The organism is Pseudomonas sp. GL-B-12, from assembly GCF_019955895.1.
Taxonomy (GTDB): Bacteria; Pseudomonadota; Gammaproteobacteria; order Pseudomonadales; family Pseudomonadaceae; genus Aquipseudomonas.
The window spans coordinates 278,356-293,395 of record NZ_JAHBCX010000022.1 but is presented as its reverse complement, the minus strand read 5'-3'; the positions used below and the strand labels follow the sequence as shown (position 1 = coordinate 293,395).

Genomic DNA, 15,040 nt, shown 5'->3' with positions numbered 1-15,040 from the left:
CCGACATGTTGCCTGAAGTCACTCAATTCGAAGACACCGTCACGCTGGTCAGCGACACCGGCATCCAGTTCATGGATTTCGCCCTGCGCCTGGATCCCCGCAAGGAACCGGCGGGCGAGTTCGCACCGATGATCAGCGGGCTGATCTGCCGCCTGGCGTACAACGAAGAGAAAGACTTCTTTTTCTACGAGCCCGAACCGGAAAAGGTCGAAAAAGCCAAACCTGCGTTCAGCGTCGACATGAAAAGCAGCCTCGATTTGCTCGACGGTATCTGGCTGCCGACCCCATTTTTCCGCTTCATGCCGCCGCATCGCTTCGACGAAGGCCCGACCAACTGGTCGCGCATGCGCTTGGTGAAACTGGCGACTCCCGACATCGACGGTAACACCCACCGCCTGACGATGGCGTTCGACAGCCGTGTGATGCCCAAGCGTGACGGCACTGCATATCTGGCGCCAAACGAAGAAGACATCAGCTCCGGCGTGTCTTTCAAACTGGCGACCAAGGCTAGCGAAACCCGCTGGTTTCTGGCGCAGCCGTGGGTCAACGAGTGGTTGCTGGAAGTGTTCAATGAGGGCAATGCCCACCGTTCGCGCGCAGAGTTGGACATCGATATCCGCGCTAACTATCACCTGGCGCACTACCTCAACTTGCTCAGCCTGTTGAGCAAACCGTCAGCCGCCCAGCAGTCGAAGGCCCGGGCGAAAGTTGAAATCCCCGAGCTGAAAGTGGTCGCCAACGACAGCAATGGCCTGGTCAAACCGATTCCGGTGGACCTGGTGCTGGATGTCGGCAACTCACGCACCTGCGGCATCCTGATCGAAAACCACGGTCAGGCCGGCTCCGGGCTGAAGCAGAATTACGTGCTGGAACTGCGCGACCTGATCACCCCCGAACACACCTACAACCTGCCGTTCGAAAGCCGCGTAGAGTTCTCCCAAGCGTACTTCGGCAAGGACCACTGCTCGGTCAAGAGCGGTCGTCACGATGCGTTCCAATGGGCGACGATTGCCCGTGTCGGCAATGAGGCCAGTCGTCTGGCCAGTCGTCGTCGCGGCACCGAAGGCTCCACTGGCCTGTCCAGCCCGAAACGCTATCTGTGGGACGAAAACGCCTATGGCCACGGCTGGCGTTTCAACTGCTCGTACATAAAGACCGACAACGAGCCGTACGCCACCGCCACGCCGTTCTCGCATCTGATCAACGAAACCGGCGAGGCGCTATACAGCCTCGAAGAAGACGATCGTCTGCCGGTGTTCATGCCGCGTTATTCACGCAGCTCGCTAATGACCTTCATGCTCGCCGAAGTGCTGGCCCAGGCGCTGTCGCAAATCAACAGCCCGGCCCAGCGCTCGCGCCAGGGTCACACCCGCGTGCCGCGCCAGCTCAACAGCATTACCCTGACCGTGCCGCCGGGCATGCCACAGGCCGAGCGCAGCATCCTCAACGAACGCATGCTGCAAGCCATCGGCCTGGTGTGGAAAAGCCTCGGCTGGCATGCCGGCGAGGAAGATCCACATCAGGATCAGGCCGTCAGCCCGTGCACGCCGATTCCGAGTATCCGCGTGGAATGGGACGAAGCGTCCTGCGGCCAGTTGGTGTACCTGTACACCGAGGTCAACGAGAACTTCGCCGGTCACCCGGAGGAGTTTTTTGACACCATCGCCCGGCCGGACAAGGTCGACCGCCAACGCATCACCCTCGCGACCATCGACATCGGCGGCGGCACCACCGACCTGGTGATCACCGACTATCGCCTCGACCGCGCGGGTAATACCGGCAGCGGCAGCAACGTGCACATCGTGCCCGAACAGCGTTTTCGCGATGGCTTCAAAGTGGCCGGCGACGACATCCTGCTGGACGTGATTCAGGACTTCGTCCTGCCGAGTTTCGAAAAAGCCTTGCAGAACGCTGGCGTGAAAGCCGCGGATTCGCTGATGTCACGGCTGTGTGGCGATGAATCGGTCAGCGCCCAGGACATGATCCTGCGTCAGCAATTGAACCTCCAGGTGTTCGCCCCGCTGGGCCTGGCGCTACTCAAGGCGTACGAGCATTACGATCCGCAGGTCCCGCAAGAAGTCACCCCGCAAAGCTACCGCCAATTGCTCGGTGACAACGCAATCAGCCAGACCGTACTCGACTACGTCAATGCCGCCGTGCGTCGCGATGTCGGCGGTCAGAGCGGTTTCGACCTGTATGCCGCGCCGATCAGCTTCGACCTGCAAAAGCTCCACGCCGCGTTCCTCAACGACCAGATCAACATCACCAAGATCCTTGGTGCGCTGTGTGAAGTGGTCGCGCATTACCCGTGTGATGTCTTGCTGCTGACCGGCCGCCCTTCGCGCCTGCCCGGCATCCAGGCGTTCATTCGCAAGGTGTTGCCGCTGCCACCGGGGCGCATTCTGGCGCTGCAAAACTACCGCACCGGCGGCTGGTATCCATTTCACAAGAACGGCCGGATCGACGACCCGAAAAGCACCGCCTCGGTCGGCGCCATGCTCTGCCTTTTGTGCGCCAACCACAGCGTGCCGAACTTCTACTTCCGGGCATCGGCGCTCAAGCCGTATTCGACGGTCAAGCACATCGGCGTCATCGACCTGAACAACGTGATCAAGGATGCCGACGTGCTGTACCGCGACATCCAGTCCGAAGACTACAAAATAAAGCTGCCGGAAATCGGCACGGGCGACGCCGCCGACACGCCACAGCTGGAAATGCGCGGCGATCTGCGCCTCGGTTTCCGCCAGTTGGCCGCCGACCGCTGGGCCGCCTCGCCGCTGTACACCTTGCGGTTCACCAAGGCGGGTCGGGAGAAGTTTTCCCGCGCAATCGGTGAAAACGGCAGCGCCCCGCTGCTCAAGGTGCGGTTTGAGGTCAAACCGGCAGACAAATACACGCGCAAGCAGGATCTGGTCAGCGACCGCCTCTCGGTTCGCGACATCGAATCCAACAGTAACAACGTCAACTTCAACCCGCGCAGCGACCTCGAGCTGGAACTCAACACCATGCTCGACGCCGGCCTGAGCGAGACCAAGTACTGGCTCGACAGTGGAAGTGTGAAACGCAAATGAAAGACCTGACCCCCGATCAAACTCAGCTCTCTGCCAGTTGGGCCGCTGTTTATGAAGGCGCCGGTCAGGCGCTGGACTGGATAGGCCAGACGCGCGGCAATGCGCCGCGCCTGGACAGCGAAGCCGACAACCTGAACATCCGCCTGCACCGCGCCCGCAACCTGGCTCAAAGCCTCGGTCGCGTGGCCTGCACGCCGATGACCATTGGCTTTTTCGGTTTGTCCCAGGCCGGCAAGTCCTACCTGATTTCGGCCCTCGCCGCCGGTCAGAACGGCAAACTGGAAACCGATTTCGGCGGCCAGCACCTGGACTTCATCAAGCACATCAACCCGGTGGGTGGTGGCAAGGAAGCCACCGGCCTGGTGACGCGCTTCAGCCGTCGAGCGACGGAAAGTCAAGACAAGGACTTCCCGGTAGAACTCACGCTGTTCAAGGAAATCGAGCTGGCGAAGATTCTCGCCAACGCCTGGTTCAAGGATTTCGACCTTGAGCGGATTTCCTACGAGATCGACGAAGAGCGCATCCAGCGCGTGCTCAAACCGCTCGAAGGCCGCGAAACCGGCCCGCTGCAAACGGGGGTCAATGCTGACGATCTGGTGTCGCTGTGGGATTACCTGCGCGACAACTTCCGCAACTCGGTGAAGAAGCTTGAGCACCTGTACTGGCCAAAAGCGTTGCAATTGGCGCCACGCCTGAATTTCCAGGAACGGGCCGAGCTGTTTTCGATCCTCTGGGGTGAGCAAAGCGAGTTGACGCGCGTGTACCAGCAACTGGCCGGCGCGCTGCACAGGCTGGGTCTGCCCGAGACCGTGTTCGCACCGTTGAAGGCCTTGGTGAGTTTCGAAAACGACACCTACAGCCAGCGCGACAGCATCATGAACGTCGACATCCTCGAACGCTTCGGCAGCCCGCTGGACTTGCCGATCGATGTTCGACCGCTGGTTGGCGATCGCCTGCAAAACAGTCAGGCGATTCCGGTCGCGCAACTGGCGGCACTGACCGCCGAAATGACCTTCCGCCTGATCGAAGCGCCGGTAGATGACATCGTCAATCAGGTCGACCTGCTGGATTTCCCCGGTTATCGCGGGCGCCAGAAGCTGCACGAGATCGCCGATTCCAACGACCCGCAATCCACCACCAAGGACAACTCCGTTTCCCAGCTGATCCTGCGCGGCAAGGTCGCCTACCTGTTCGAACGCTACACCGACAACCAGGAAATGAACGCGCTGGTGGTCTGCACAGGCTCGACCAAGCAGAGCGACGTCAACGACGTGGGCCCGGTGCTGACCCGCTGGATCGAAAAGACCCAGGGCGCCGACTCGGCTGCTCGCAGCAAACGCGACACCGGTCTGATCTGGGCGCTGACCATGCTCGACCTGCGCATCACCAACTCCCTGAGCCTGACGCCTGATCAGTACGACGAGAGCTGGAACGGCATGGTCAAGCTGACCATGCTGGAGCGCTTCGGCAGCTTGAGCTGGATGAACGACTGGGCCGGCACACCGTTCCAGAACACCTACCTGGTGCGCAAACCGCGTATGGACGCGGCGTTCATCGGGCAAGACGCGACCGGTGCGGAAACCGGCCTCAATGACATCTATCAGGAACGTGTCAGCGCGTTGGGCACCAGCTTCGCAAGCAACGCTCTGGTGTGCAAACACATCAAGAGCCCGGCCAACGCCTGGGCAGAAATGCTGCGCAACGATGACGGTGGCATCAGCCACTTCAGCGGCAGCTTCAAAGGTGTGGCCAATATCGAATTCAAATTGCAGCGTATCCGCGAGCAATTGAGCGAATGCCTCGAAGGCCTGACCACTCACGGTCTGAACACCTGGTACCACGCTGATGACGACGGCGCCGCAGCCGCCAAGAAAGCCAAGGCGCAAATGATTCTGACGGGCCTGGGCCGTCGCCCGGCGGTACTTGGCGAATTGATCGATCAACTCGACATGCCGAGCGAAGAGGTGCGCGACCTGTACCTCAGCGGCGTGTACGAAACCGATGACGAGCCGGCCGTGAACGACGAACCGATCGCCCCGACACCGAGCCAGAGTCTCTACGGAAACGACGCCGGTTTCGATTTCGATTTCAGTGATGACCTGAGCCACGACGCGCCAGTCAGCAGCAAAACCGGCGCCCCGGCGCCCGAACTGCAAAGCAACGAGCACCGTTTTGCCAAAGCGGCCTTCAAGGCTTGGATCGCGCACCTGCGTGAACTGACCACCCGGCAAAGCCTGCTCAACCTGCTGGGGCTGGAAAAGGCCTTGCTGGAAGCGGTGGTCGATGAACTGATCACCGCCGGCTATCGCCAGGACTTGCCGGGGCAACTGAGCCGCGCCGTCCTCAAGCGTGCACAAAGTGGCGCGCGGCGCGATCAACTGGTCGAACGCCAGGTATTGGAAGTGCAACGTGTGCTGCGCGATTTCGTGTCCTGGTTCGGCTACCTCCAGAAGCCGGTGAACGAGCGCCCGAACAGCCGCGCCGGAGCCAAGGCGCCTTTATTTTCGTTCTACGCCGACATTGGCCCGGGACAAGTGCCCGTGCTGCCGGCGCAACCGGCCAATCAGGCACAGCTGTATCTCGGCGACTGGCTTTCGGGCCTGGCCTACATCACGCAGGACAATGCCGGCCATGGGGCCGGACGTGAAATCACCCCTGAACAGAACGAACGGCTGGGCCAAGTGCTCACAGCCTTCGCAGCGAGATAAGCAATGCCAATTCGTGTCGACCTGCTCGCGTTAGAGCCCAATGTGCCTGGCCAGGCCCGCCTCACTGTGAAGAAATGGCAGGGTGGCGAGGAACAGCTGGAGTTTTCCATTCAGCGCAACCAGGACGGTTTTTACCTTCAGGACCACAAGGCGTGGAGCAACAATCCATTCTGGTTCAAGGTCTCGCGTTTCAACCACACGGCCAACGGCGAAGCTTTGGAAACGCAGGTCGGCCCGGGCGTGGTCGACCCGCTGCTGGAAGGCGGCGCCAACTCGCAATTCCAGATCGAACTGCGCGAACAGAGCCAAGGCCACGCCGACAAAGGCGTGGTTCGGCCAGGCGTCGGCTTGCTGCCGTCCACGGCCGGCGGCCAGACACGCTCGACTTACGGCGGTGCCGAACTGACGGCGCCGAGCGTACCTGCACCGGAGATCCCGGAGCTGCCTGAACTGACCCTGTCTACCGCCGAGCCAGAAGTGGAGTTGGAGTCGGTACTCACCGAGCCCGCCTATACGCGGCCTCCCGCACCGGTGAAGAAAAGCAACAAAGGCCTGATCGGTCTGTTGATTGTGGTGTTGCTGCTGGCGGCGGGCGCAGGATTCTGGTTCTACAAACGTCCCCCGGCCCCTGCGGTTGCAGCCACTGCCGCCGCACCCGCCGGCGCCGACGCTCAAGCCTGCACCCTCGACAGCATGAACAGCCTGCCCGAGTTGACCTTCGTCCAGACTTGCATCAAGGCTGCGCCCGACAGTGCCAGGTTGCTGGAGATCATCAACCAGGCCAAGGCCGGCAAGCACTGCGGCGTCGCCCAGCGCCTGTACGCCAACCGTGCCCAGGCCGGTGACGCTCTGATCGCCAACGCCTATGCCCGCGAATACGACCCTAAATACCTGAAGGCCAGCGAGTGCTTCCCGGCCGCGGATAACGCCACCGCCGCCTACTGGTATGAAACCATCCTCACCCAGGACCCGAACAACGCCGAAGCCAAGCAGCGCTTCGAGGAGTTGCAGAAGTGATGCGTTCGCCCATGAGTCGATTCCTGCTGAGCGGTGCCGCATTACTGGCGCTGTGCATCAGCCCGCTGTCCCAGGCCGATGACAAACCGCTGATCCAGGCCGGTAAAAAGACCCTGTTCCAACGCGTGCTGACCACGCCGGGCTGCAAAATCAGCCCGGCGGCGGGCGGTGCGTCAGGCGACGCACAACCGGTCTTCAGCCGCTTTTATGTGTACGAGCGCGCGCAAGCAAACAACGCCGAGTGGCTGAAAGTCGGCCCCGACAGCTACGGAAAAACCATTGGCTGGCTGCCTGCCAGCTGCACCACCGACTGGAAGATGCAGCTGACGCTGGCTTTCACCAACCCGGCCAACCGCGACCGCCTGCTGTTCTTCAAGGACCGCGCCACCGTCGAAGGCATTCTTGATGCACCGGACCCGGTCAGCAAAGTCGCGCCGCTGCGGGCCACGCTGAAAAAGGGCCAGCAAGCACCGGGCGTACTGGCTGAAGAACCGGAATACTTCGTCGACCTGCAAAAGCAGTTTTACCTGCTGCCGGTGCTCAGTGGCGAAGAAGTCATGACCGAAAGCGGTTTCCGCACGCGCCTGCTCAACGTCGCCTCCGTCAGCAAGCCGGATGACAAGAACGCCAAGGGCGGTGCTGCAAACAGCGCTGCCGGCAGCAAGGAAGCCGAAGAGAAAAAGGCCAACCAGCTGAAGGAATTCAGTGCGGCCGTAGTATTTGTCATCGACTCGACGATCTCTATGGACCCCTACATCGACCGCACCCGCGAGGCGATCCGCAAGGTTTACCAGAAGATCGAAGCGCAGAATCTCGGCAAACAGGTCAAATTCGGCCTGGTGGCTTTCCGCTCCAACACCCAGGCGGTGCCGGGGCTGGAATACACCACCAAGATGTACGCCGACCCGACACAGGTGAAAGACAGCGCCGACTTTTTCGCCAAGATCGCCGACCTCAAACAAGCCACCGTGTCGAGCAGCACCTTCGATGAAGACTCGTTTGCCGGCGTCATGGAGAGCATCGACAAGGTCGATTGGAGCCAGTTCGGCGCACGCTACGTGGTGCTGATCACCGATGCAGGCGCCATCGAAGGCGACGACAAGCTGTCGAAGACCGGTTTGAGCGCCGCACAGGTGCGTATCGAAGCCGCCAACCCGGGCGTGGCGATTTACACCCTGCACCTGAAAACCCCGGCCGGGGCCAAGGACCACGCCAAGGCCGAGGCGCAGTACCAGAACCTGTCGACCTACCCGGGCACCAACACCTCGCTGTACTACCCGGTGAACGCTGGCGATGTGCAGGAATTCGGGCGCAAGGTCGACGCACTGGCCGGGGCGATCACTACACAAGTCAAAGCCGCCTACATGGGAGAAGACGCCATCGGCAGTGCGGCGAACGCCAAGCAGGACCCGGCCGAGAAAAAAATGCTCGAAGACGCGGCGCTGATCGGTCACGCCATGCAACTCGCCTATCTCGGCGAGAAGACCAACAGCAAAGCCCCGCCAGTGTTCAAGGCATGGATCACCGACCGCGACCTGATCAAGCAGAACATCCCGACCACCGACGTGCGGGTGCTGCTGACCAAGTCACAGCTCAGCGACTTGAGCGACGTGATGAAGCAGATTCTCGATGCCGCCAACGAAGGCCTGATTTCGCCGACGGAAATGTTCGATCGCCTGCGCTCGGTGGCGGCGACCATGGGCGCCGATCCCAATCAGCTCAAACAGAACAGCAACGCCAAACTGGCGGACATGGGCGTCCTCGGTGAATACCTCGAAGACCTGCCCTATCAGAGTGAAGTGCTGAACCTGGATGAAGAGACCTGGAAGAGCTGGGATGGTCTGGCACAAGAAAAATTCATCCGCACACTGAACACCAAACTGCGGCATTACCAGCGTTACAACGCCGATGTCGACCGTTGGGTAGCTTTAGCCAAAGACAGCGATGCGCGGGACAACGTCTACCCCGTGCCACTGGAAATGATGCCTTAACGAGACGCCCATGCTCGATATCAAGAACCTGCTGGTGCGCCGTGGTGAAGGCGCACAGGCTCATCACGTGCGACTGCCGCACTTGCGGATCGGCGCCGGAGAAATCCTCGCCATCACCGGTGAGAGCGGCAGCGGCAAAAGCACGTTGCTCGAAGCCATCGGCCTGTTGCTCGCGCCGGTGGAACTCGAGCGCTTCCGGCTGGGCCCGACGTACGCTCAGGATATCGCCCAACTGCTGGCCACTGACGACCAGCCTGCTCTTGCAGCGGTGCGTTCACGGCATTTGGGATTCATTTTGCAGAGCGGCGGCTTGCTGCCGTTCCTGAGCGTGCGAGACAACATCAGCCTGCCGCGCCGTTTGCTCGGTATGCCGGCGAAGAGCGATCACATCGACCACGCCGTTGACGTGTTGCGCCTGCAAGGGTTGCTGGATAAACAACCTCAGGCCTTGTCGATTGGCGAACGCCAGCGCGTTGCCTGCGTTCGGGCAATTGCCCATGAACCGCTGCTGCTGTTGGCCGACGAGCCGACCGCCGCGCTCGACCCTCACAGTGCCCGGCGTTTGTTCGAGTTGCTCCTGAGCCTGGTGTCGAGCATGGGCCTGAGTGCACTCGTTGTATCCCATGACTGGGCCCTGCTGAAGGATTTCGGCTTGCCGCGACTCGGCGCTATCAGCCATCAGGGAGAGACTCTGTTTGAACCGATGGACTGATCGCTTGCGCCTGCTGGGCTCACTGGCACTGCAAGACCTCTGGCACGACCGCAAGGTCTCGCTGTGTATCGCCGCCTCCCTGGTGGCGGTGATCGCGCCGTTGTTGTTGCTGTTCGGGCTCAAACACGGGGTGGTCAGCCAGCTGCAGGACGAACTGCTGCGCGACCCGCGCAACCTTGAAGTGAAGATGCTCAGCAACGGCAACTACGACACGGCCTGGATCGAGCGTTTACGCCTGCGCCCCGAGACCGGTTTTGCCCTCGGCCAGACCCGCTCGCTCAATACCCAGGCTGACCTGCTGATCGGCATGCAACGGTTTGTCGAAGGCGCGGAAATCATCGCCACTGAGCCCGGCGACCCACAACTGAACCTGGCACCACTCAACCCCGTCGGCAATCAAGTGATCCTCAGCGCCAGCGCAGCGCAACGCTTGCAGGCCAAGGCCGGCGACAGCGTGCAGCTGCGGGCCTTGCGCCGCCTGGAAGGTGTCAATGAACGCGGCGAGATGACGCTGACGGTACTGGCCGTGCTCGACGGTGCCCGCTTCGGTCGCGCTGCCGGGTTTGTCGCCCCGCCGCTGCTGCTGGATCTGGAGCGCTTTCGCGACGGTTATCAGGTCAGTGGGTTCGGCGTTGACACCGGCAAGCCTCAGGGTAATCTGCAACCGCTGTATGCCCGCGCCCGCGTGTATGCGCGCGACATCGATCAGGTCGCACCGCTGGAACACTGGCTCAACGAACAACACATCGAAACTTCGAGTCGACTGGCCGACATCGACAACGTCAAAGCCATCAACCATGTGCTGGGGCTGATCTTCGGTGTGATCGCTGTGGCGGCACTTATCGGCTGCGTGGCGTCGATGGTCGGTGCGTTCCTGGCCAACATCGACCGTAAACGCAAAAGCCTGGCGGTCCTGCGTCTGCTGGGTTTCAAACGCAGGGCTGTCGGCGGTTTCGTGATTCTGCAAGCGCTTGCGCTGAGCCTGGCCGGCTACGTTGGCGGGCTGGGGTTTTATGCCGTTGGCAGTCATTTGTTCGACTACTTGCTCGGCAGCAGTCGGGCCACCGGTACCTTTGTTTGCCACATCACTGTTTGGCATGGCCTGGCCGCCCTGCTCCTGACCTTTTTGGTCGCTGCACTGGTGGCCGTGATCGGCGCCCTGCGAGCCATCAACATCCAACCTGCGGAGAGTCTGCGTGAGCTATAAACGTTTTGGCTTGCTGTTACCCCTGAGCCTCGGCTACTTGCTCGACGCCTCGGCGGCGGGCTGGGAAGAGAAGTATTACAACCCGATGCCCGAGGCTAGCGACGTCGTGCTGCCGATGCCCTGCGAAGGCTCTATGGTGTTTCGCAAGGTGTTCATTCCGGTCGCAGGTCCCCTGGATGACTACCCAATCAACATCGGTCAGGACGGCGCGGAATACGGCTATGTCGAACAGACCCGTCCGACCTTTATCGCCGGCAGTTTTACCGGGGCCAAGAACGACAAATCCCGCTACTACCTGATGGCCAAGTACGAGATGAGTCAACTGCAATACGCCGCGCTGACCGAAGCAACCTGCCCCACCGCCGCCACCAAGATGCGCTTGCCGCAAACGGCGATCAGCTGGGTGCAAGCCATCGAAGCCGCCGACAAGTACAACCTGTGGCTGCGCAAAAACGCCGCCGGCAAGCTGCCCAAGGAAGACGGCGCGCAAGGCTTTCTGCGCCTGCCAACCGAAGTCGAATGGGAGTTCGCCGCGCGCGGCGGGCTGGAAGTCGGTGCCGCTGAATTCCGCGACACGCACTACCCGATGCCAGAAGGCATCAACGCCTACGAGTGGTTCGCCGGGGCGCAATCGTCCAACGGCAAAGTGCAATTGACCGGTCTGCAAAAGCCCAACCCGCTGGGCCTGCATGACATGCTCGGTAACGTCGACGAAATGATGTTCGAGCCGTTTCGCCTGAACAAACTCGACCGCCAGCACGGTCAGGCCGGCGGCTACGTCGTCCGTGGCGGCAACTACCTGACCGCGCAGGCCGACCTGCGTACGGCATTGCGCCAGGAAGAGCCTTATTACAACGCCGAAGGCCAGGTGAAAAACAAGACCACCGGCCTGCGCTTGGTCATGGTCTCACCGACCCTCACCTCTCGCGAACGGGTCGCCAGCATCGAAAGCAGCTGGAAGAAACTCGGCACCGGCAGCAAGGAAGCCGAATCCGCCGACAAAGGCACCGTACAATCCCTGAACAGCCTCGCCTCGGGCGTCGAAGACAAAGCGCTCAAGGAAAAACTCCAGGCCCTGGAAAACCAGCTGCGTGCCAGCAACCAGCAGCAGGAAGAAACCCGCGACCAGGCGATCCGCGCCAGCCTCAACCTGGGTGCGTTCCTGTGCACCAAGATGCTCGACGACGGCCAATACGTGGACTTCCTGCAAAAGAACTACAAGCTCAACTGCGAAAGCGCAGACAAAGACGCCAGTTGCGACATGCGTAAAGGCAAGCTCGAGGAGCAAAAGGATCGCCTGCACAAACTCAGCCGTTACTACGCCAGCAGCCTGGTGGAGTCGGCTACCTTGTACGGCCAGCCACTGCTTGAAACGCAAGTCCCGGTGATGGAAGAAATCATGACCCGCAACAAACAGCTGCAAGACCTCAAACCTTACTTGCGCACCCACTGGGCCAATCAGAAGGCGTTCCTGCAAAAGCAGAAGATCGACACTGAAGCCTGGCTGACCAGTTGCAAAACCGTCACTCAATAACAACGCGTCAACACCGTTACCTAGGAGTTTCACCATGTCGCGCAGCCTTTGGACTCGCTTCAAGCTACAGATCGCTTTCGTTGTTGCCGGCAGCCTGCTAATGACCGGTTGCGCCAACACCGGCAGCTCTATGCTCGGCGAAGGCGAAGGCGACGGTGCCGACCCGCGCCTGACCCAGGGCAATGACGCAGAGTTCTTCAGCAAGTCCGGATACCAGGCCTGCGCCGTCGGCGCCGGTGTCGGCATCCTCGCTTGCGCGCTGTCCAACAGCAACAACAAAACCGTGTGCGTCATCGCCGCCGGTATTACCGCATGTGGCGTGGCCATGGGCGCTAACTATTACCTGGATCAACGTCGCGCCGAATACGCCGACACCACCACCCGTTTGGCGAAGATGAACAGCGACGTCGAACAAGACACGCAGAACGTGATCGCCCGTACCGCGACCGCTCAGCAAGTGATCAATGATGATCAGGCACAAATCGCCCAGATCAAAAAGGACATCGCCAACAAGAAAGTCGACAAGAGCAGGGCTCAGGCGCAAATCGCCGGGATCGATTCGGACATCGCGCGCCTGCGTAAGGACCTGGCCAACATGCGTACCAAAGTCACCGAGTACAGCAAAGTGGCAGACGCCGAGCGCTCACAAGGCACCAGCGCCGAGATCAGGCAGGTGGACATGAACATTCAGAGAATGAATCAGAAAGTCGTCAGCCTGCAGAAGGAAGTCGACGCTCTGTACAGCCAACGCTCCGCAATCACACTGGGCTGACACATGACGCTACGACAACTGATGGTCTTCACTGCCGTCCTGGCCCTGAGCGGTTGCGCGACTCAGCCCGGCGAATGCGATCCGACCAATCGCGACAGCAGCATGCTGACCAAGATGAATTGCGACTACTCCGGTGGTTACAGCGATCAGGTCAAGCAGAAGGAACTGGCCCTGAGCGAGTCCCGGCAGCAAAACGCAATGTTCCGTCAGGTGTACGAGAACATTCAGGCCCAGCAACTCAGCACCAAGACCGATCTGGCCAGCCAGCAGAAATCCCAGGCGGCGCTGAATCAGTCGCTGACGCAACTGCTGAACTCGCTCAAGGCCCGGCATGGCAATGAAGCCCAAGTGCAGAAGCAGATTGCCGACCTCGAGAAACAGCTCAAGGCTTCGCAAGCGGCACCAACGACCAAATCAACGCCAGCGACGCTGGCGGCCAAGCAGCAAGAGCTGAAAACGTTGCAGAAGAAGGTTAATCAGCTGCAATTCAGCCTCGGCTACGAAGAGTAACTTTTCACCCCGCAGGGCATCCCGATGGATGCCTGCACTTTTTCAGGAATCGTCGTCATGCAGCGGGTCATCAGGGATGCGCAAGCCACATCGGAGGGGATGAGTGCGCTGCAAGCCAAAGTCGCCCTCATCCAGAAACACTTTCCGCCGACCGTCGCCAGTCTGTTTGCTATCCCGCGGATGGGCAGCGGCGACGTGCTGGAATGGTGGACCGAACTGGGCGGCCAACCCACGCCCTATGGCGACCTCAACGAGGACGCGCAACGACGTTTGCTGGAAACCTATGAAGTGCGACAGACGTCCCTTGGACAGCTGGCGGACGAACTGCAAAAACGCGGTCAACCGACGGTAGCGGATGACCTGCGCAGCCTGCTCGGCACGCCTGAGCTGGACAAACTCTACAGCCTCAACGGTGAGCCTTTGGTGGTGCGCTGGAACCAGCGCCCGCCCAAACCGATCGTGCTGCCGGTGGTACCTCTCGTTCCGGTCGTGCCGCCATCGCGTCGAGGCTGGTGGATCGCGGCGGCCTTGCTCGCGTTGTTGCTGCTGCTTCTGGCGCTCTGGCTCTGGTGGTTCCTGCACCGTGAGCCGGTTGTTGTAGTTCCGCCTGTCGCGCCAGTGGCGCCAGTGGTGACGCCGGTTGAGAAACCGGTTGAGCCTGCCCCCGAGCCTGTCGTGGAACCGGAACCGAAACCTGCTCCGGTACCAGAACCCGCGCCAGAACCGGTACCGGAACCCAAGCCGGTCCCGCCACCAAAACCAGCACCCAAGCCGACCCCGCCACCCAAACCGGTTCCACCACCCAAACCGGTAGTGGCTGCCCCGCCACCAGCCCCGACGCTGGACAACTTCGCATGCCGCAAAACAGCGCCGAACGCAGAGGTCCCGCAATTCGTGGTGGTGCTCGACACCTCGGGTTCGATGGATTTGAACATCAAGTCAGTGAAAGCCGACGAGGACTGGTTCTTCGGTAATGACCTCAACAAGCTCCTGGACCCGAACCGCACCATGCGGCTCACCGCCAGACCCAGCCGCATGGACGTCGCCAAGGACTCGCTGGCCAGCATGATCAACGGGCTGGACCCGAAGATCGACACACGCCTGATCACCTTCGCCGGCTGCGAAAGAACACCGGACCGGGGTGTGTTCAAGTTCGGCGACCGCCCGCGGCTGATCAACGGGATTCGAGGTCTGGTTCCCGACGATGGCACACCGCTGGCCGACAGCCTGGCCCACGCGGCGAGTACCGTCGACGGGCGCAATAACGATGCGGTTATCGTGATGTTTGTCGACGGAGAAGACGGTTGCGGGCAGGACGTTTGCGCGGTATCCCGTCGAATCGCCAAGGAACAACCGCGCCTGCGGGTCAACGTGGTGAAAATCGGTGTTGGCGGCCCGTCACGTTGCATCGCTGAAAACACCGGTGGCCGGGTTTACAACAGCACCAACGCGGCTGAACTGGGCAACCAGTTGAAACAGGCAAGCAAGGAATTATCCAGCAATGCCAAGTGCGATTAG

10 protein-coding genes are annotated in these 15,040 nt (G+C 61.0%); all 10 read left to right on the top strand.

Annotated elements, in window-relative coordinates; translation table 11 throughout:
• Window positions 1-5 precede the first annotated feature (5 nt).
• The 10 genes from KGA85_RS14030 to KGA85_RS13985 are packed head-to-tail and all read left to right on the top strand — an operon-like array spanning window position 6 to window position 15,040.
• A complete protein-coding gene (locus tag KGA85_RS14030; protein WP_223455357.1) occupies window positions 6-3,071 on the top strand; it encodes a virulence factor SrfB in 3,066 nt (1,021 codons plus the stop codon).
• Window positions 3,068-5,779 carry a putative virulence factor gene (locus KGA85_RS14025; protein ID WP_223543181.1) on the top strand — a complete coding sequence of 904 codons (2,712 nt, stop codon included), beginning with the start codon at window positions 3,068-3,070 and terminating at the stop codon, window positions 5,777-5,779. The genes KGA85_RS14030 and KGA85_RS14025 overlap by 4 nt, the downstream gene beginning before the upstream one ends.
• A 3-nt stretch (window positions 5,780-5,782) precedes the next feature.
• Window positions 5,783-6,796: a hypothetical protein gene (locus KGA85_RS14020; protein WP_223455353.1), complete on the top strand. Its 1,014-nt coding sequence runs from the start codon at window positions 5,783-5,785 to the stop codon at window positions 6,794-6,796.
• An 11-nt stretch (window positions 6,797-6,807) separates the two neighbouring features.
• On the top strand, window positions 6,808-8,787 hold the full coding sequence (locus KGA85_RS14015) for a vWA domain-containing protein (protein ID WP_411741743.1): 1,980 nt from the start codon (window positions 6,808-6,810) through the stop codon (window positions 8,785-8,787).
• 10 nt (window positions 8,788-8,797) lie between these two features.
• Entirely contained in the window at window positions 8,798-9,499 is a 702-nt protein-coding gene (locus KGA85_RS14010) for an ABC transporter ATP-binding protein (protein ID WP_223455351.1), read from the top strand.
• Window positions 9,483-10,706: an ABC transporter permease gene (locus KGA85_RS14005; RefSeq protein WP_223455349.1), complete on the top strand. Its 1,224-nt coding sequence runs from the start codon at window positions 9,483-9,485 to the stop codon at window positions 10,704-10,706. Before KGA85_RS14010 ends, KGA85_RS14005 begins: the two co-directional genes overlap by 17 nt.
• A complete protein-coding gene (locus tag KGA85_RS14000) occupies window positions 10,696-12,240 on the top strand; it encodes an SUMF1/EgtB/PvdO family nonheme iron enzyme (protein ID WP_223455347.1) in 1,545 nt (514 codons plus the stop codon). The genes KGA85_RS14005 and KGA85_RS14000 overlap by 11 nt, the downstream gene beginning before the upstream one ends.
• Window positions 12,241-12,274: 34 nt before the next feature.
• Window positions 12,275-13,012 carry a hypothetical protein gene (locus KGA85_RS13995; RefSeq protein WP_223455345.1) on the top strand — a complete coding sequence of 246 codons (738 nt, stop codon included), beginning with the start codon at window positions 12,275-12,277 and terminating at the stop codon, window positions 13,010-13,012.
• A gap of 3 nt (window positions 13,013-13,015) precedes the next feature.
• Entirely contained in the window at window positions 13,016-13,522 is a 507-nt protein-coding gene (locus tag KGA85_RS13990; RefSeq protein ID WP_223455343.1) for a hypothetical protein, read from the top strand.
• Between the two features lie 57 nt (window positions 13,523-13,579).
• Window positions 13,580-15,040: a vWA domain-containing protein gene (locus tag KGA85_RS13985; protein WP_223543180.1), complete on the top strand. Its 1,461-nt coding sequence runs from the start codon at window positions 13,580-13,582 to the stop codon at window positions 15,038-15,040.

What these genes read in the sequence shown, in the direction of transcription:
- KGA85_RS13995 (WP_223455345.1), top strand. Translation starts at nt 12,275, where the DNA reads ATGTCGCGCAGCCTTTGGACTCGCTTCAAGCTACAGATCGCTTTCGTT.
- KGA85_RS14010 (WP_223455351.1), top strand. Translation starts at nt 8,798, where the DNA reads ATGCTCGATATCAAGAACCTGCTGGTGCGCCGTGGTGAAGGCGCACAG.
- KGA85_RS14030 (WP_223455357.1), top strand. Translation starts at nt 6, where the DNA reads ATGTTGCCTGAAGTCACTCAATTCGAAGACACCGTCACGCTGGTCAGC.
- KGA85_RS13990 (WP_223455343.1), top strand. Translation starts at nt 13,016, where the DNA reads ATGACGCTACGACAACTGATGGTCTTCACTGCCGTCCTGGCCCTGAGC.
- KGA85_RS14025 (WP_223543181.1), top strand. Translation starts at nt 3,068, where the DNA reads ATGAAAGACCTGACCCCCGATCAAACTCAGCTCTCTGCCAGTTGGGCC.
- KGA85_RS13985 (WP_223543180.1), top strand. Translation starts at nt 13,580, where the DNA reads ATGCAGCGGGTCATCAGGGATGCGCAAGCCACATCGGAGGGGATGAGT.
- KGA85_RS14015 (WP_411741743.1), top strand. Translation starts at nt 6,808, where the DNA reads ATGAGTCGATTCCTGCTGAGCGGTGCCGCATTACTGGCGCTGTGCATC.
- KGA85_RS14020 (WP_223455353.1), top strand. Translation starts at nt 5,783, where the DNA reads ATGCCAATTCGTGTCGACCTGCTCGCGTTAGAGCCCAATGTGCCTGGC.